The sequence below is a fragment of the Streptomyces sp. NPDC059567 genome (assembly GCF_042735655.1).
Taxonomy (GTDB): Bacteria; Actinomycetota; Actinomycetes; order Streptomycetales; family Streptomycetaceae; genus Streptomyces.
Window position 1 is genome coordinate 81,149 of the sequence record NZ_JBHWBS010000008.1, and the last position, 17,715, is coordinate 98,863.

Below are 17,715 nucleotides of genomic sequence, written 5' to 3' on the forward strand. Positions count from 1 at the left end.
AGTGACCTCCCCGGGGCCCGACAGTGCGGTTCATCGCAGGCCGTACGCCCGGATGATCTCGTTCTTTACGCTGAAGCCGGTGTTCGTCTCGGCGCTCGCGCGGACCGAGATGAAGCCGCCGGGCTTCTTGGCCGTCCTGAACGAACCCGTCCAACGGCCGTCGGCGCCCTTGGTCACCGTCACCTTCTGCCAGGTCGCGCCATCGTCGTACGAGACGTCCAGCTTCACCTTGGTGGCGGGGCCCGGATTGGTGCCGAGGCCCATCGACACCGGCTTGAGCGCGATCTTCTGAATCGCGTCGGCCTTGACGTCGCCGTGCAGGTCCGACTCCAGCGTGTAGTCCAGGTTCAGCACCGAGAACGGCTCGAAGAAGTCCGAGTCGACGGTGTCGGACATGAACGTCCACTCCGTGTGGGTGCGCGTCGACAATCGGAAGAGGTCACCGGGCCGCTCGGCGTCGAGGACGGCGCGGTAGGGCAGGTTGCCCGCCGGTACCTCCACCCACTGCATGTCCGTGCTGTGCGGGTTGTCGTGGATCAGCGTGTCGCCCTGGAAGACCTGCAGGTGGGTCGGCGTCTCACCCCACTGCAGGAAGCCGCCGAGCCGCATGTTGTCGCTGGCCGACGCCCACGCCTGCACGTTCCAGGTCATGTAGTTCTGCCATCGGGAGTTGTACACGCCGAAGGATTCGCTCTGGCCGGGCCGGGTCGCCGGAGCGAACCAGTCCAGCCGGCTGGTGCTGCCCTTGGCGTACGTGTTGTCGCCCGACACCATCACCCACGGCAGGGTTCCGTCGACGCCCTGCGCGTGGAACTCCCTCCAGACCTGGCCGGGCGTCACCCACTCGGTGCGGGTGCCCGGGTGCCACTCGCGCTCCGGGAGGTTGAACGACGGGCTGAGGGTGAAGTCGGACCGGTATCCCTCCGCCGGCCCGCCGTCCGTCGCCGAGTAGTAGCGGGCATCGATCCGGGCGAGGTCACCCTTGCTCGGCTTGTAGACCAGGGCCCGGTCCGGAACCTGGCCGGGGTACTCCCGGGTGAGGTCGTAGACGAACGGCGTGTGCTCGGTCTGCTGTACGGTCAGCTTGAGGATGCCTGCCTTGGCCGTCGCGACAAGGGCCTTGCCCGCGTCGCGGTGCACGGTGGCGACCGGGATGGCCGACTCGCCGACGTACTCCATCAGGCCACCGGCACCGTCGTTGACCACGATCAGCGCCTTCGCACCGGCCGCGACCGCGGCCTCGGTGCGCTCCTGGGGCGAGACCTCGTCGCTGCGCTCGATGACGACGACCTTGCCCTTGGCCTTGATCTTGTCGTATGCGGCCGTCGCACCGTTGCCCGCGTAGACGGTGTCCAGCCGGTCCGTGGCGGTGCCCAGGGCACTGCCCGGCTGCACCAGTGCGTCGAACCGGAGGCGATCGCCCAGTGTGCTCAGGCCGAGCTGCGGCTCGCCCTTGCGCCAGCGGGTGGTCAGCATGAACTCGCCCTGCTTCATGCGCTCCGTCGGGGCGACGTAGACGTCGTCGTACGTCGGCGGCAGCACGTACGCGCTGCGGTAGTCCATGAACGGGTCGAGGCCCTTGTAGTGGACGTTGAAATCGACCTTGCGCTGGCGGTCCTCGGTGCGCTGTGGCGCCTCGGTCTGCAGCAGGCGTGCCTTGCTCGCGTCGAGAACCACGTCCGCGGCGCCGTCCTTGAGCACGGTCTCCGGGTCGACCAGCACGGCCAGGCCCGAGCGGTCCGCCTTCTCGCCGGCCACGTCGAGGTACGCCGCGACGGTGTAGTGGCCGGGTGCCATGCGCATGGTGGTCAAGCCCTGGACGTAGACCTGCCACGGCCAGAAGTCGCCGGCCAGGTTGATCGTGACCCAGCCGGTGGCGGGCTTGCCGTTCCGGTCGACCAGCTTGATGTTCAGGTCGTACCGCTCCTCCTCCTTGAGCAGCGCCACGGATGTGCGGGTCACCGGCTGCCCGGTGGCAGCGTCGGCGGCTGTCACATGGCCGGTGTGCCGGCCGGCCGAGGCGGCTTTCGGGTCGCCGGTCACCGGGACGGCGGCGGTGCCGCCCGCCGGGACGGTGACCGTAGTGGCTCCCAGCGTGAACGGGCCGTCGTCGTCGGTCAGCGCCAGGTCGAGCGTGACGGCGGTGGGACCGGTGTTCGTGAAGGTCAGGTCCTTGGTGACGGCGCCGTCGCTCGGCTCGTGCGGCCATGTGTGGTTGCCGAAGAAGAGCGATCCGGTGGCGCGGACCGTGCTGCGCACGGCGGCGGCCACGTCGAGGCGGCCAGTGCCGACCTCGTACGGCGAGTTTCCGCCGTCCAGGCCCTTCGCGGTGCTCATCAAGTGTTCCTTGAGCTGCGCGCCGGTCCAGTCCGGGTGCCGCTGGGCCAGGATCGCCGCCGCGCCGACCACATGCGGGGTGGCCATCGAGGTGCCGCTGATGGTGCGGTAGAGGCCCTCACCACCGCCGGTCATCTCCTGCGAGCGGGCCGCGGTGATGTCCACGCCCGGCGCCGCGATGTCCGGCTTCATTCCGCCGGAGTGGGCCAGCGGGCCGGTGCTGGAGAAGGACGCGAGCCGGTCCTGCTTGTCCGTGGCGGCCACGGTCAGCGCTGCGGCGGCCGCACCGGGGGCGGAGATGCTCTCCGGGCCGGAGTTGCCGGCGGCTATGACGAACAGCGTGCCGTATTGGGCGGAGAGCGCGTCGACCATCTGCGACATCGGGTCGCTGCCGTCCGTGGGGTAGGAATCGCCGAGGCTCATGTTGACGACGTCCGCACCGGACTCGGCGGCCCACTGCATGCCGGCCATGACCCAGGAGTCCTGGCCGGAGCCCTCCGCGCCGCCGAGCACCTTGCCGACGTACAGGTCGGCGCCGGGTGCGACCCCCTTGTCGTCCCCTCCGGAGGCGGCGCCCGAGCCGACGATCGTGCCGGCGACATGCGTGCCGTGCCCGTTGACGTCGGTGATGGCCTCACCCGGCACGAAGCTCGCCGTGCCGTCGATCAGGCCGGCGAAGTCGGGGTGGTTGACGTCGATGCCGGTGTCGAGCACCGCGACCTTGACGCCCTTGCCGTCGTACCCGGCCGCCCAAGCCTCTGGCGCGCCGATCAACGGCACGCTCTCCTTCAGACTGGCCTTCACGCGACCGTCGAGCCACAGCTTGTCGACACCCGCGCCCAACGTGGCGCTGCCGTGCGACGCGACGGAGGTCCAGAAGGTGCGGGCCTGCCGCTTCTCCGTGCTGAGCACCGCGCCTCGGATGCCCTTGAGCTTGCGGGTCAGCTTGCTGCCGCGGGGAGCCGTCGGCTCGGCGGCCGCGCGGGACTTCGGCTCGGCGTACGTCGCGATCAGCGGTACCGCGGCGGACTTCGCGTCGTCGTACCCCATCTCGATCAGGTCGGTGACGTTGAACAGCCGCCGGTCCAGCCTGTCCGTCCCCAGCAGCGGCGCGGCCTCGTCCGGGATGACGAACAAGTCACCTTTGACCTCCTGGAACTTCACGCCGCCGACGGCGCTGTCCGGCCGGTCGACGTCGGCGATCTGCTTGCCGTCGGCCGTCGTGGTGACCGTGACGACATCGCCGGTGACCAGGGTGACCTTGTGGGTCGCCGAGGACTTGGCGGGAACGGTGGGCTTGCTCGGAGCGGCCTGTGCGGGTGCCTGCAGAACCGCGAGGCCCGACGCCAGCAGAGGCACTGCGGTGGCAGCCGAGATCAGCCGCCAGCGCCTGCCCCGGAAGGCGGAAGCATGAGAGGGGAAGTCCATGCCATGGGTCTATCGACCGGTGAACGACGTCGTGAAGGCTTCACGACGGCAAGTCCTCGCCATGGCAAAGGCTTGTCAGCGGTGAATCGTGGGATTCCGGACGGAACACGACGCCCCCCCCGGTGGGCGTGTCGCGGTGCCACCCCCGTGCCGCTGACATGCGGAGGTGGCCTTCCAGCCACGCTGGAGGGCGCGGCGACACCGGCCTTCTCGCCTTGCCGACGTGCGCCCGGAGGGCGACAGGGGTCAGATTGGAGTATGTGGTCCACCGGACTGAGACGTCTCGGCGGACCAGCCGGACGACATGGAGGAGCCTGGCATGACGACCCACGCGAGCTCACCCGGTCGGCGAGAGGACACGCACAGCAGCGGTTGGCTGGTGTTCGCCGCCGTCATCATGATCTTCAGCGGGATCATGACGCTGCTCGGAGGCATTTCAGCCATCGCCAAGGACGACGTGTTCCTGGCCACGCGTAACTACGTCTACGAGCTCGACCTCACCGGCTGGGGCTGGATCCACCTCATCCTGGGGATTCTGATCGTGCTCACCGGCATCGCCGTGTTCACGGGCGCCACGTGGGCCAGGGTCGTCGGCGTGGGCCTGGCCGGTCTCAGCATGATCGCCAACTTCATGTGGCTCCCCTACACGCCGTGGTGGGCGCTGCTGATCATCGCCATCGACGCCCTCGTCATCTGGGGGTTGTGCGTAGCCCCACGGCCGATCAAGGACTGACGGCCGGGACCGGCGCCCGTGGCACACGAAACAGCGACAGGAGAGCTACCGCGGCTGCTGCTCGTCGTCGGCGTCGCCGGGTCGGGCAAGTCGACAGTGGGGCGCCTCCTCGCCGATCGGCTGGGCTGGGCGTACCGGGACGCGGACGACTTCCACTCCGAGGCCAACCGCGCCAAGATGGCGGCCGGTCATGCCCTCACGGACAGCGACCGGGGGCCGTGGCTCGAAGCGATCGGGGAGTGGATGGACGCGGCGATCGCGGCGCGTCGGCGCTGCGTCGTGGCATGCTCCGCGCTCAAGCGTGACTACCGGGACGCGCTGCTGGCAGGGCGCCCCGAGGTTCTTCTGGTGTACCTGCACGGCTCGCCCGACGTGCTGCGTTCCCGGCTTGCCGGGCGGCACGGTCACTTCTTTCCGCCGGAATTGCTGGGGACCCAGCTCGCGGATCTGCAGGAGCCGGAGCCCGACGAGCACCCATTGGTCGTGGAGATCGATCAGCCTCCGGAGGCTGTCGTCACAGCGGTGCTTTCGCTGATGCGCCGGGAAGCCGACTCCGGCAGGCCACGGGCCGGATCCGTCACGGAGCGGGCCGCCCACACGGTCGTGCGCGACGGCCCTTCCGCGTCGTCCAGCCCGACAGGCGCGCTGTGGCGGCTGGTGCATGAAGAGCAGAGTGCGGTCGTGGTCCAGCTGGGCGGCGCCCTGCGCGATTACGTCGTGAACGGCCGACCGCTACTCGACGGGTTCTCCGCAGGGTCCGCCGTCACGGGCGGACGGGGGCAGGTGCTCGCGCCCTGGCCGAACCGGGTGGGCGGCGGACGCTACCGCTTCGGCGACCAGGACCTGCAACTCGCTCTGACGGAACCGGAGAAGGGCAACGCGATCCACGGGCTGCTTCGCTGGTCCCTGTGGCGGCTGCTGGCCCGTACCGACGACGCGGTCCGGGTCGGCACGACGCTCTGCCCTCAGCCCGGATACCCCTTCCTCCTCGACGTCTGCGTCGAGTACCGGCTCGGCCCCGACGGGCTCGAGACCGCCGTCTTCGCCACCAACGCCGGTACGGGGCCTGCACCTTACGGAGTGGGTCAGCACCCCTATCTGACAGTCGGCACCGACCTCGTCGACAGCGCGCTGCTGACCGTTCCCGCCCGGTACCTGCTCCGTGCCGACGACCGGGGGCTGCCAATCGGCCAGGAGTCGGTCGACGGGACCGCGTACGACTTCCGCACCGCCCGTCCCATCGGCGATCTGCGGCTGGACACGGCCTTCACCGGACTCGACCGCGGCCCCGACGGCCGGGCGGTCGTGCGCCTGGCAGACCCTTCCGGGCTGCGGGGTGTCGATCTGTGGCTCGGCGAAGGCACCCGGTATGTACAGGTGTACACGGGCGACACCCTGGCGGAACCCGAGAGACGGCGGCGTGGTGTAGCCGTGGAGGCCATGTCCTGTCCCCCGGACGCCTTTCGCAGCGGCACGGATCTCACCGTGCTGGAGCCGGGCGCCACGCATGTGCTCCGGTGGGGCCTCAGCCCCTGGGGGCGGCCATGACCCCGACCGCACCGCCTTCGGCCGTGCCCGATCCCGATATGTCCGCGCACGAGTTCAGGGCGCTCTACGAGCGGCTGCGACGCGGAGCGGCGCGATCGACGGAGGACGGTCGGACCGGCGCGCTCCGCCATGTGACGCCCGAGCGGGTCGTGGCCGCCGTCGCGGAGGTCCGCCTCGGACGCACGGTGTCGTTGGCCGCTCCGATCGAGACCGTGCCGGGCCCCGACGACGCCGAGCCCGCGGTGCACCGGATGACCGGCCCCGCCCCGGATGACCTCGGTGCCGAGGGTGTCCACTTCGCCACCGACCGCTTCGCCATGAACGTGCACGGGGACGCGGACAGCCACCTCGACGCCCTCTGCCACGTAGTGTTCGACGGGGAGCTGTACGGCGGGGTACCCGCAAGCCGTGTGACGGCCCAGGGGGCCCGTGCGCTCTCCGTGGGGCTGGTCGCTGACGGCATCGTCGGCCGGGGCGTACTGCTGGACATCCCCCGGCTGCGCGGCGTGCCGTGGCTGGAGCCGGGCGATCATGTGACGCCGGACGATCTGACGGCCGCCGAGGCCGCGCAAGGGGTCCGGGTAGGTCCGGGTGACCTGCTCTTCGTCCGGGTGGGCCATCGCCTCCGCCGTACGGAACTCGGGCCGTGGAACGCGGCGACGGCTCGGGCCGGCCTCCACGCGACCGCTATGGAGTTCCTGGCCGAGCGGCAGGTCGCGGTCCTGGGCGGAGACGGCAACAACGACACCGCGCCCAGCGCGGTGGAGGGCATCCCCTTCCCCGTCCATGTACTGGCCATGCAGGCCATGGGCATCCATCTGATGGACTACCTGCAGTTCGAGGACCTGGCCCCGCTGTGCATGCAGGCGGGGCGCTGGAGTTTCCTGTGCGTGGTCGCCCCGCTACGGCTGCCCGGAGGCACGGGCTCTCCCGTGAACCCGATCGCGGTGCTGTGAACGTCGTACAGGCGGGGCGTCCTCCGGTCGCCGATCGCGGGGAGGGCGGATACGTTCGAACGGGTGGGACCTTTCGGCCCCCGCGCCGTGGGGGACAGGGCCTGGCATCGGATCAGGGCCACGATCACAAGGACGGTGGTCGTCGTGGGCGACGCCCCTCACTACGACGTCATCATCATCGGTACCGGCGCCGGCGGAGGCACCCTCGCCCACCGGCTCGCCCCGTCCGGCAAACGCGTCCTCCTCGTCGAACGCGGCGGCTACCTGCCGCGCGAGCGGGACAACTGGGACTCGACGGCCGTGTTCGTGAAGGGCAAGTACCGGGCACCGGAGTTCTGGCTGGACAAGAACGACAGCGAGTTCCCGCCCGAGGTCAACTACTACGTCGGCGGGAACACCAAGTTCTACGGCGCCGCCCTCTTCCGGCTGCGGCCCGAGGACTTCGGTGAGCTCCGGCACCATGGTGGTCTGTCTCCCGCGTGGCCGATCCGGTACGAGGATCTGGAGCCGTACTACACGCAGGCCGAGCACCTCTACCTCGTGCACGGACGGCACGGCGAGGACCCGACCGAGGGCGCGGTGAGCGCCCAGTACGCCCATCCGCCCGTGGAGCACGAGCCGCGCATCCAGCAGTTGAGCGACGACCTCGAGAAGCGCGGTCTGCACCCCTTCCACCTGCCGATCGGTGTCAATCTCAGTCAGGAGAACGGCGGGCGGGCCAGCCACTCCAGTGTGTGCATCCGGTGCAACCGGGTGGACGGCTTTCCGTGTCTGGTGCGTGGCAAGTCCGACGCGGAGGTGATCTGCGTCGAGCCGGCCCTGGAGCACCCCGACGTCGAGATGGTCACGAACACGCAGGTGGTCCGCTTGGAGACCGATGCGCGGGGACGCAGTGTCAGCGCGGTCGTCGGCCGGCTCCCCGACGGCTCGGAGGTCCGGTTCACTGCCGACGTGGTGGTCGTCTCCTGCGGCGCGGTCAACTCCGCGGCGCTCCTGCTGGCCTCGGCGAACGAGCACCATCCCCGCGGTCTCGCGAACAGTTCCGACGTGGTCGGCCGGTACTACATGCGGCACAACAACCTGGCTCTGATGGCGGTGTCGAAGGAGCCCAACGACACCCAGTTCCAAAAGACGCTTGCGCTGCACGACTGGTACCTCGGTGCGGACGACTGGGAGTTCCCGCTGGGCGGCATCCAGATGCTCGGCAAGTCGGACGCCGAGCAGATCCACGGCGAGGCCCCGCGATGGGCCGGCGCGGTCGCGCCGGACATGCCCTTCGAGGTGCTGGCGCATCATGCCGTCGACTTCTGGCTGTGCGGTGAGGACCTGCCGCTCTCCGAGAACCGGGTCACCCTCGACGGCGACGGCCGCATCCATCTCGCTCTCGACGAGAAGAACAACATCGAGGGCCTCAAGCGGCTCAGGCACAAGCTGCAGGGAATGCTCGGCCACCTGGGCATGCACGAGCACCACCTGCTGTCCCACAGCATCTACCTGCACAAGGGCATGCCGATCGGCGCGACGGCGCACCAGGCGGGCACCGTGCGCTTCGGCACCGATCCCGCCGCCTCCGCGCTGGACGTCCACTGCAAGGCCCACGACCTCGACAACCTCTACGTCGTCGACACGAGCTTCTTCCCGAGCATCGGCGCGGTCAATCCGTCCTTGACGGCCATGGCCAATGCCCTGCGGGTCGGCGACCACATCCTGGAGCGGCTGGGCTGAGGCCGGGTTCCGGCCGCAGTGATCCGATCGGACGAAGATGCTCGGCCCAACGGCCCAACGGCGGTGCTCAGGGAAGGCCGACGGCCGCAGCCGGTGATTGCGTGGCCCTCGTGTCTGCCCGGCCGGAGCCGGGTGGAGCGCGGCCGGGCGAGGAGGCAGAGCATCGTGGAATCCACTGTGGGAGCGCCGCAGGGTGTGATCCCCGCACGTCTGTTGCAGGGCCAGAAGGCGCTGGTCACCGGAGCTAATTCGGGCATCGGCAAGGCCACGGCGATCGGTCTGGGCCGAGCCGGGGCCGACGTGGTCGTCAACTACGTGGCGGGCCGTGAGGCCGCCGCGGAAGTGGTCGAGGAGATCGCTTCGTTCGGGGTGCGTGCGGCTGCCTACGAGGCGGACGTGTCCCAGGAGGACCAGGTCACGGCCATGATGGACCGGATGGTCGAGGAGTTCGGGACCATCGACGTCCTGGTCGCCAACGCGGGGCTGCAGCGGGACGCCCGGCTCACCGACATGACCCTCGCCCAGTGGCAGAAGGTCATCGACGTCAATCTCACCGGTCAGTTCCTGTGCGCCCGGGAAGCGGCCAAGGAGTTCCGGCGCCGTGGCGTGGTCCCGGAGGTGTCCCGCGCCGCCGGGAAGATCGTCTGCATGAGTTCGGTGCACCAGATCATCCCCTGGGCCGGACACGTCAACTACGCGTCCTCCAAGGGCGGCGTGCAGATGATGATGCAGACCCTGGCCCAGGAGCTCGCACCGGAGAAGATCCGGGTGAACGCGGTCGCCCCGGGGGCGATCAAGACGCCGATCAACCGCGACGCCTGGGAGACGCCCGAGGCCCGGGAGGACCTCCTGAGGCTCATCCCGTACGACCGGATCGGCGACCCCGAGGACATCGCCCACGCCGTCGTCGCACTCGCCTCCGACCTCATGGACTACGTGGTGGGCACCACCCTGTACGTCGACGGCGGCATGACCCTCTTCCCGGGCTTCGCCACCGGCGGCTGACCCTCTCCCGGACTGTCACCAACAGCGAAGGCGTCTATGCCCACCTCGTTCCACCTGCTGGCGGATGCCCCGGCCCAACTCCTGCCCGCCCGGGAACTCATGGCCTTCACCCTGGCGTCCCACATCATCCTGGTTCCCCTGGGCGTGGCCTTCCCTTTCATCACGTTGGTCATGCACTACCGCGGACTGCGCCGCAAGGACGCCACGGCGCTCCTCCTGGCGCGACGCTGGTCGGCCGTCATGGCGGTGCAGTTCGCGCTCGGCATCGTCACCGGCACGGTGCTCTCCTTCGAGTTCGGCCTGCTCTGGCCCGGTCTGATGGGCAGGTGGGGTGATGTCTTCGGCATCGGATTCGGCGTCGAGGCCTGGGCGTTCTTCCTGGAAGCCGTCCTCATCGCCATCTATCTGTACGGGTGGCGGCGGCTGAAGCCCCGTACGCACTTCCTGCTCGGGCTGCCCCTCCCGGCCGCAGCGCTGCTCGGGGCGTTCGGCATTCTGGCCGCCAATTCCTGGATGAACACACCACAGGGCTTCTCCCTCGACTCCGAGGGCAACCCGGTCGACGTGAACGTCTGGAAGGCGATCTTCACCCCGATGTTCGGGCCGCAGTACTGGCACTTCGTCGTGGCGATGATCGTCACCGCGGGTTTCGTGGTGGCGGGCGTCTACGCCGTGGGCTGGCTGCGCGGCCGCAGGGACCACTACCACCGGCTCGGTTTCGCCGTTCCGTTCACCATCGCCGCGGTGGCCACTCCGGTGCAGTTCGTCCTGGGCGACTCCATCGCCCGGTCGGTCTTCCACAAGCAGCCGGTGAAGTTCGCCGCGCTGGAGATCGTCTGGGAGACCGACACCCGGGTGCCGGAGTACCTCTTCGGACGCCTGCAGGAGGACGGGACCGTCAAGGGTGGCATCAAGATCCCGCTGCTCGACTCCATCCTGGCCGGATTCAGTCCGGACACCAAGGTGGTGGGACTGACCTCCGTCCCGGCGGACCAGCGCCCCACGGCCACTCAGGCGACCATCGCCCACTGGGCCTTCGACCTCATGGTCGTGATCGGCTCCGTACTGGTACTGCTCGCCCTCTGGTACGGACTGGTCTGGCTGCGGCACCGCCGGCTTCCCGCCTCGAAGTGGTTCTACCGCTCGGCGGCCTGCGCGGGCGTCGCCTCCGTCGTGGCCGTCGAGTGCGGCTGGATCGCCACCGAGGTGGGACGCCAGCCCTGGATCGTCTACCAGAACATGCGGGTCGCCGAGGCCGTGACCTCGACCCGCTCCACCACCCTGTGGATCATGCTCGCCGTGGTGATGGTGGTGTACGTGTTCCTCTTCGGCTCGTTCCTCGTCATCCTGCTCAAGATGCGCACGCGCTGGCGGCTCGCCGACGAGCAACGGGCCGCGGGAGGTGCGGTCCACGCGCCGGAGGCGGACACCCCCTACGGGCCGCGAGAGCCCCTCCCCGCGGGCGACGCCCCCGTCGGCGGCGGAGCAGCCCGGGCCGAGGACGGCCGCCCATGACCGCCGACCTCATCGCCGTGGTGCTGCTCCTCGCCGTGGCCGCGTACGCCTGCGGGGGCGGCACGGACTACGGGGCCGGCTTCTGGGATCTGACCGCCGGGGGCGCGGAACGCGGCAAGCGGCCGCGATGGCTCATCGACCACGCCATGGCCCCCGTATGGGAGGTCAACAACGTCTGGCTGATCTTCGTCCTCGTCATCATGTGGACCGGCTTCCCCACCCTGTTCCAGACCGTGTTCTCCGCGATGTGGCTCCCGCTGGCACTGGCCGCCATGGGCCTGGTCCTGCGAGGCGCCGGCTTCGCGTTCCGCAAGCCGTCCCGGCGGCTCGCCGGCCGGCGGCTGTACGGTGCCATGTTCGCCGTGGCCTCGGTCGTCACGCCGTTCTTCCTCGGTGCCGCCGTCGGCGGCGTCGCTTCGGGACGGGTGGCGCCCGGCACCGACGCCTCGGCGGACGCCTGGACCAACCCCACCTCTCTGATGTTCGGGCTGGTCGCCATCGCGACCACGGCCTTCCTCGGCGCGGTGTTCCTCACGGCGGACGCCCGCCGGTTCGACGCTCCCGATCTGGTCGGCTACTTCCGGCGCCGTGCGCTGAGTGCTCTCGCCGTGCTCACCGTCCTGGCCGTGATCACCGGGTTCGTCACCCATGAGGACTCCCCGCACGTGTGGCACGGGCTCACGCACGGCCTCGGGCTGCTCTTCGTCGTCCTGGCCGGGGTGGCCGCACTCACGACAGCCTGGCTGCTCCTGCGGACGCCGAGCGCGTGGCTGCGCGTCACCGCGGTGGGGGTCGTCGCCTCCGCCGTCATCGCCTGGGGCATGGCCCAGCGCCCCTACCTCATCCCCACCTCTCTGACCGTGTCCGACGCGGCGGGCGCACCCGCCACGCTGACGTGGCTGGCGATCGTCACCCTGGTGGCCCTGGTGCTCGTCATGCCGGCCGTCGCCCTCCTCTACTGGCTGGACACCCACGGTGAGCTGGAAGAGCTCACCGAGGCCCAGCTACGCAGAGGGAGTGGCGGGGACGGTGAGGGTGCGCCACCCGGCGGCTGACCGTCCGGACCCCGCTCGACATCACCCTCGCGCCCGGACCCGCTCGACATCCCCTCGCTCCCGGACGCCGACGAAGGAAGGCGCTGTGACCGACGACGAGATCCTTCTCGGCCTCGCCCTGACGGTGGTGCTCGCCACCGGCTCGCAGATCCTGGCGAGCAAGCTACGCCTCCCGGCCCTGATCATCCTGCTGCCCGTCGGGTTCGCCGCCGGCGCGATCACGGACGTCATCCATCCGGACAGGTTGATGGGGCCGACCTTCTCCGCCCTGGTGTCGCTGTCCGTCGCGGTGATCCTCTACGACGCGGGGCTGGGGCTCGACCTGCGCAAGCTCAAGGGCCACACCCGGGGCATCGTGGGACGACTCCTGGTGTACGGCGTGCTGTTGACGTTCCTGGTCACGGCGTCGGTGTCACCTGCGATGTTCGACATGCCCCTCCGGGTGGCCTCGATGCTCGGCGTGATCCTCGTCGTCTCGGGCCCCACCGTCGTGGGTCCGCTGCTCGACTTCGTGCGGCCGACCGACAAGGTGCGACGCATCCTGATCTGGGAGGGGACACTGACCGACCCGATCGGCGGCATCCTCGGCGCGCTGACCTTCCACGCCATCGCCACGACGCACCAGATCGACATCGGCCGGGGATACCAGCTCGGCCAGTTCGCCATCAGCATGGCCGTCGGGCTGATCGGCGGGGCCGTGGGAACAGCACTGCTCTGGTTCACCCTGCGGACCCTCCGGCTCGGCGAGACCCTCGGCACGCTCGCCCAACTCGCCACCGTGATCGCCGTGTCTGCGGGCTGCGACATCGTACGGGACGACACGGGGCTCATCGCCGCGATCGTCGTGGGACTGGCCGTCGCCAACATCCGCGGGTTCGACATGCCCGCTCGGCGTCCCTTCTTCGAGACCCTGGTGCAGCTGATCATCGGGTTGCTGTTCGTCTCCATCTCCTCCACCGTCACCCCGGCGTCCTTGGTGCCGGTGCTCCTTCCCGCGCTCGCCCTCATCGCGATCCTCGTCCTGGTGGTGCGGCCGCTCGTGGCCTACGCCGCGACGGCGCGCTCGGGGCTGTCCCGAGGGGAGCGGGCCTTCATCGGGTGGATGGACCCGCGCGGCATCGTCGCGGCGGCCACAGCGTCGGCCTTCTCCGCCAACCTGGTCGACCGGGGGGTGAGCGGGGCCGCGAGGATCCTTCCCGTCACGTTTCTGGTGATCGTGGGAACGGTTCTGCTCTACTCGCTGACAGCGGCGCCCATGGCCAGACGGCTGGGCGTCGTCAAGTCGGCGGGCACGCGCATTCTCCTGGTGGGCGGGGAGCCGTGGGTGGTCGATCTGGGGCGTGCCCTGCGGTCCGCGGGACTGGACGTGCTGATGTGGGCGGGACTCGACGAGGAGCGGGAACGGATCAAGGGGGCGGGGATCGACCTCGCCAAGGGTGATCTGCTGGCCACGGCCATCAACCCCGGAGCGCGGCTGGAGGGAGTGACGGCCGTCTTCCTGGCCACCGACGACGACGACTTCAACGCGCTCGCCTCGGTCGTGATGCAGGACAACGTCGAGGGGCCCGTCTATCGGGTCGGCCCGCCGCACGACAGCCATGGCGTGGTCGCCCCCTACACCGGCGGCGACATCCTCTTCGGCCGTTCCCTCGTCCGTCACGTCCTCGCGGAGCGCTACGAGCGGGGTGCGCGATTCGTGGTACAGCCCGCCTCCGCCCCGGTGCCGCCGGAGTACGACACCCTCTTCGTGGTGCGGGCCGATCAACGGCTGGACCCGGTCACCGAGAGGCAGGAGACCGTCCCTCAGGAGGGTGACACCGTGGTTCTCCTGGGTTCCGCCCCGGCGGCCGCCGGACAGTGAACCCCGCACGCGGGCCTTCGTGCGGACTACGTCCCGCCCCTGGATGCCCCCTTGAGCTTCGCGTCCAGGGTGATCGCCGCGTCGATCAGGGCCAAGTGCGTGAAAGCCTGTGGGAAGTTGCCCAACTGCCGCCCCGTCAGACCGATCTCCTCGGAGAACAGCCCCAGGTGGTTGGCGTAGGTGAGCATCTTCTCCAGCACCAGCCTGGCCATGTCGGTGCGTCCGGCCCGCGCCAGGGCGTCGACGTACATGAACGTACACAGGGAGAAGGTGCCCTCGGAGCCGCGCAGGCCGTCGGGTGACGCCTCGGGGTTGTAGCGGTAGACCAGGCTGTCGCTGACCAGCTCACGGTCCATCGCGTCCAGGGTGGACTTCCACATCGGATCGTCCGGCGTGATGAAGCCGACCGTCGGCATCCGCAGCAAAGACGAGTCGAGCACGTCGTCGCCGTAATGCTGCACGAAGGCCTGCTTGTTCGGATCCCATCCCTTGCTGAGCACCTGTGCGTAGATCTCGTCACGCGCGTCCACCCAGCGGCCACCGGCCGCGGGACGGCCGTCGTCGTAGGCGATCCGCAGCGCGCGGTCGAAGGCCACCCAGGACATCACACGGCCGTACGTGAAGTCCTTCCGGCCGCCACGCGTCTCCCACAGGCCTTCCCCGGCCGCGTCCCAGTGGTCGACCAGCCAGTCGAGGAGCGTGTGCAGCGCGGCCCAGCCCCCGTTGTCGAGATGCATGCCGTGCTGGTGGGCGAAGTAGATGCTGTCGAGCGCCTCACCGTAGATGTCCAGTTGCAGCTGGCTCGCGGCCCCGTTGCCGATGCGGACCGGGGCGGAGCCGCAGTACCCCTCCCAATGCTCCAGAGTCTCCTCGACCAGGTCGGAGGAGCCGTCGACGCGATACATGATGTTCAGTGGCCCGGTGCCGTCTCCTTCGCCGGCCTTCTCCTTGACGCGGTCGTGCAGCCAGCTGATGAACGCCTTCGCCTCCTCCCTGAACCCCAGGCCAAGCAAGGCGTACACCGAGAACGAGGCGTCACGGATCCAGGTGAACCGATAGTCCCAGTTGCGCTCGCCGCCCAACTGCTCGGGCAGACCTGTCGTGGGGGCGGCCACCAGGGCGCCGGTCGGGGCGTAGGTCATGAGCTTCAGCGCCACCGCCGAGCGTTCCACCGCCTCCCGCCAACGGCCCGAGTAGGTGGACTGGCCCAGCCACGAGCGCCAGAAACGGACCGTCTCGTGGAAGAGCCGCTCGAACTCCGTCACCCGGACCACGTGCGGCGGCCCGCCGGGGGACGACTCCAAGACCATGCCGCGCTGCTGCCCCGCCTGCAGGGTCAGACGGAAACGGAGGTCCTTGTCACCCGAGAGGATGTTCAGCAGCCGGTCGTCCTGCGGCTCACGGACGGCGTGGACGGCGAGGTCCATCTCCTCCGACGTGAACAGGGCCCCGTGCTCCGTGATGTGCAGCTCATGCGGCTTGCGGCCGTAGTCGAAACGCGGAGCGATCTCCCCTTCGAACGTCATGCTGCCGCGGACACAGCGCAGCATGCGGACCAGACGGTGCCGGTCCGTCGCCGTGGTGCCGGTCACCGGCATGAAGTCGACCACCTCGCCCGCCCCTGCCTCGGTCATGAAGCGCGTCACCAGAACGGCGGTGTCCGGGTGGTAGAGCTGCTTGGTGGTGTAGCTCTCGGCGGTCGGTCTGATGGTGAAGTGGCCGCCTTTGCGCCGGTCGAGCAGGGCGCCGAAGACGCTCGGCGAATCGAAGCGCGGACAGCAGAACCAGTCGATCGTCGCATCGGTGGTCACGAGAGCCGCGGTCTGCAGATCACCGATCAGGCCATGGTCCTCGATCAGGGGGTAGTCGTCCATCTTGAGCCCCTTTCGGCCCCGGTAGACAACGATCGCGCACCGCTACGCGGCGCCCGAGGTGGTCCGGCCGCCATCTGGCCAGCTTAGGCCGATGGTGTCGTCACGTCCTGGCGAGCGAGTCGCACCGGGCGTCGACAGGAGCTCTGCCGCTGCGCCGCTCCGAGAACGGCTCTACCGTGAGGTGACAGCGCTCCCACTGAGGGAGCCCGCGGTCTCGTGTGCCTCATGCGCACCGGACTCCTCCGGGTGAAGGGGACGTGACGTGGGTGTCCTGACGTCCTGGGCGGCCAGATTCAGGCTGCGGCAATACGTCAAGGCAAGTCTGTGGATCGTGCCGATGGTCGGTCTCGTCCTCGGCGTCCTTCTCGCTGAGCTCGCGCTCACCGCCGACAGCGCGGACTGGCCGCCGAGCGGCTGGCACTACTCCGCGACGACGGCCAGCGGTGTGCTCACCGCCATCGTCGGGGCGATGGTGGCGTTGCTCGGGTTCGTCGTCACCATCGGCGTACTCGTCGTACAGCAGGCGACGGGCACCCTCTCCCCCCGCTACATGCGCCTGTGGTACCGGGACCGGCTGCAGAAAGCGGTGCTGGCGACCTTCACCGGGACGTTCGCGTTCGCGTTCTCCTTGCTGCGCAGCATCGAGAACGACTCCGTCCCCGATCTCGGGGTCACCCTGGCCGGCGCGGCGGTGGCCGTCAGCCTCGTGCTGCTGCTCATCTACCTCAACCGGTTCACCCACAGTCTGAGACCGGTGGCCATCGCCGAGCTGGTCGCGCGCATGGGAGAGACCGTCTTCACGAACGCAGCCGCAGCGATCCGGGCCGCAGTGCCGCGCGGCGACGGAACCGTGCCGTCCGACGCTCCGGTGATGCGCATCCGTACGGGACGCAGTGGAGCCATCCAGGCGTTCAACGTGGCCGGACTGGTCGCGGAGGCGGCGCGCCACGACTGCGTCTTCGTGGTGACCCGGCTGATCGGCGACTTCGTACCGCCCGGCACCGTCCTCGTCGAGGTCCACGGGGGCACGTCGAAACCGGACCCGGACCGGGTGACCGGGCTCGTCGCCCTGGGGCCCGAACGCACCATCGAACAGGACCCCGCCTTCGCCCTGAGGATCCTCGTCGACATCGCCATCAGGGCCCTCTCCCCCGCCGTGAACGACCCGACGACCGCGGTACAGGTGGTCAACTACATCGAGTCCTTCCTGCACACGCTCGGCGGCACACGCCTCCCCGGCCACTACGTTCTGGCCGATGGCCAGGAGCATGCCCGGCTCGTGCTGCCGGGGCGTGACTGGGAGAACTTCCTTCAGCTCGCCGTATGCGAGATCCGTGACTACGGATCGTCGTCCGTGCAGGTCTGCCGACGGCTACGCGCCATGCTCGAGGGCCTGCTCGACACCCTGCCGCCGTCTCAGCACGCGGCTGTGCGAGCGGAGATCAGCCTGCTGCAGGAGGCGATCGAGCGAGAGTTCACCGACCCGGCCCGCCGGGCCATCGCACAACGGCCCGACCGCCAAGGCATCGGCGGACAGTACGCCTCGTAGCGGTTCCGAGGCGGTGCCGGGCCAGCCCGGCGTGTATCGCGCGCCGAGCTCAGGAAGGCCGCACCGCCCTGGTGGCGCTCCGCGACCACTCCCCTGAACCGAGTTTCGCGAGCGGTGTGTTGCTCTGCT

Annotated in this window: 11 protein-coding genes; 9 read left to right on the top strand and 2 right to left on the bottom strand. The window is 69.6% G+C overall.

The window, feature by feature from the left end; translation table 11 throughout:
* Positions 1–30: 30 nt before the first annotated feature.
* Entirely contained in the window at positions 31–3,765 is a 3,735-nt protein-coding gene (locus ACFVZW_RS06645; RefSeq protein WP_384517657.1) for a S8 family serine peptidase, read from the bottom strand.
* Positions 3,766–4,084: 319 nt separating this feature from the next.
* Here ACFVZW_RS06645 and ACFVZW_RS06650 point away from each other — a divergent pair, with 319 nt between their 5' ends.
* From ACFVZW_RS06650 to ACFVZW_RS06685, 8 genes are all read left to right on the top strand, one after another.
* Positions 4,085–4,498, top strand: a complete 414-nt coding sequence (locus ACFVZW_RS06650) for a hypothetical protein (RefSeq protein ID WP_384517660.1) — start codon at positions 4,085–4,087, stop codon at positions 4,496–4,498.
* Positions 4,499–4,516: 18 nt separating this feature from the next.
* Entirely contained in the window at positions 4,517–6,046 is a 1,530-nt protein-coding gene (locus tag ACFVZW_RS06655) for a gluconokinase, GntK/IdnK-type (RefSeq protein ID WP_384517663.1), read from the top strand.
* 38 nt (positions 6,047–6,084) lie between these two features.
* The gene (locus tag ACFVZW_RS06660) at positions 6,085–7,002 is read left to right on the top strand and encodes a cyclase family protein (protein WP_384517764.1); all 918 of its coding nucleotides are present in this window, start codon (positions 6,085–6,087) and stop codon (positions 7,000–7,002) included.
* Between the two features lie 144 nt (positions 7,003–7,146).
* Positions 7,147–8,727 (top strand): GMC oxidoreductase, encoded by a 1,581-nt coding sequence (locus tag ACFVZW_RS06665; RefSeq protein WP_384517666.1) that lies wholly within the window; start codon positions 7,147–7,149, stop codon positions 8,725–8,727.
* Between the two features lie 210 nt (positions 8,728–8,937).
* Complete coding sequence (locus ACFVZW_RS06670; RefSeq protein ID WP_384517766.1) at positions 8,938–9,732, top strand: SDR family oxidoreductase; 795 nt, start codon at positions 8,938–8,940, stop codon at positions 9,730–9,732.
* 36 nt (positions 9,733–9,768) lie between these two features.
* Positions 9,769–11,247, top strand: a complete 1,479-nt coding sequence (locus ACFVZW_RS06675; protein WP_384517668.1) for a cytochrome ubiquinol oxidase subunit I — start codon at positions 9,769–9,771, stop codon at positions 11,245–11,247.
* Positions 11,244–12,302: a cytochrome d ubiquinol oxidase subunit II gene (locus ACFVZW_RS06680; RefSeq protein WP_384517671.1), complete on the top strand. Its 1,059-nt coding sequence runs from the start codon at positions 11,244–11,246 to the stop codon at positions 12,300–12,302. The genes ACFVZW_RS06675 and ACFVZW_RS06680 overlap by 4 nt, the downstream gene beginning before the upstream one ends.
* An 85-nt stretch (positions 12,303–12,387) precedes the next feature.
* Positions 12,388–14,163, top strand: a complete 1,776-nt coding sequence (locus ACFVZW_RS06685; protein WP_384517674.1) for a cation:proton antiporter — start codon at positions 12,388–12,390, stop codon at positions 14,161–14,163.
* Positions 14,164–14,189: 26 nt separating this feature from the next.
* Here the strand turns inward: ACFVZW_RS06685 and ACFVZW_RS06690 are convergent, their stop codons facing one another.
* On the bottom strand, positions 14,190–16,037 hold the full coding sequence (locus tag ACFVZW_RS06690; protein WP_384517677.1) for a glycoside hydrolase family 15 protein: 1,848 nt from the start codon (positions 16,035–16,037) through the stop codon (positions 14,190–14,192).
* A 262-nt stretch (positions 16,038–16,299) separates the two neighbouring features.
* Between ACFVZW_RS06690 and ACFVZW_RS06695 the strand changes: the two genes are divergently transcribed.
* Complete coding sequence (locus ACFVZW_RS06695; RefSeq protein ID WP_384517680.1) at positions 16,300–17,586, top strand: DUF2254 domain-containing protein; 1,287 nt, start codon at positions 16,300–16,302, stop codon at positions 17,584–17,586.
* Positions 17,587–17,715: the final 129 nt, after the last annotated feature.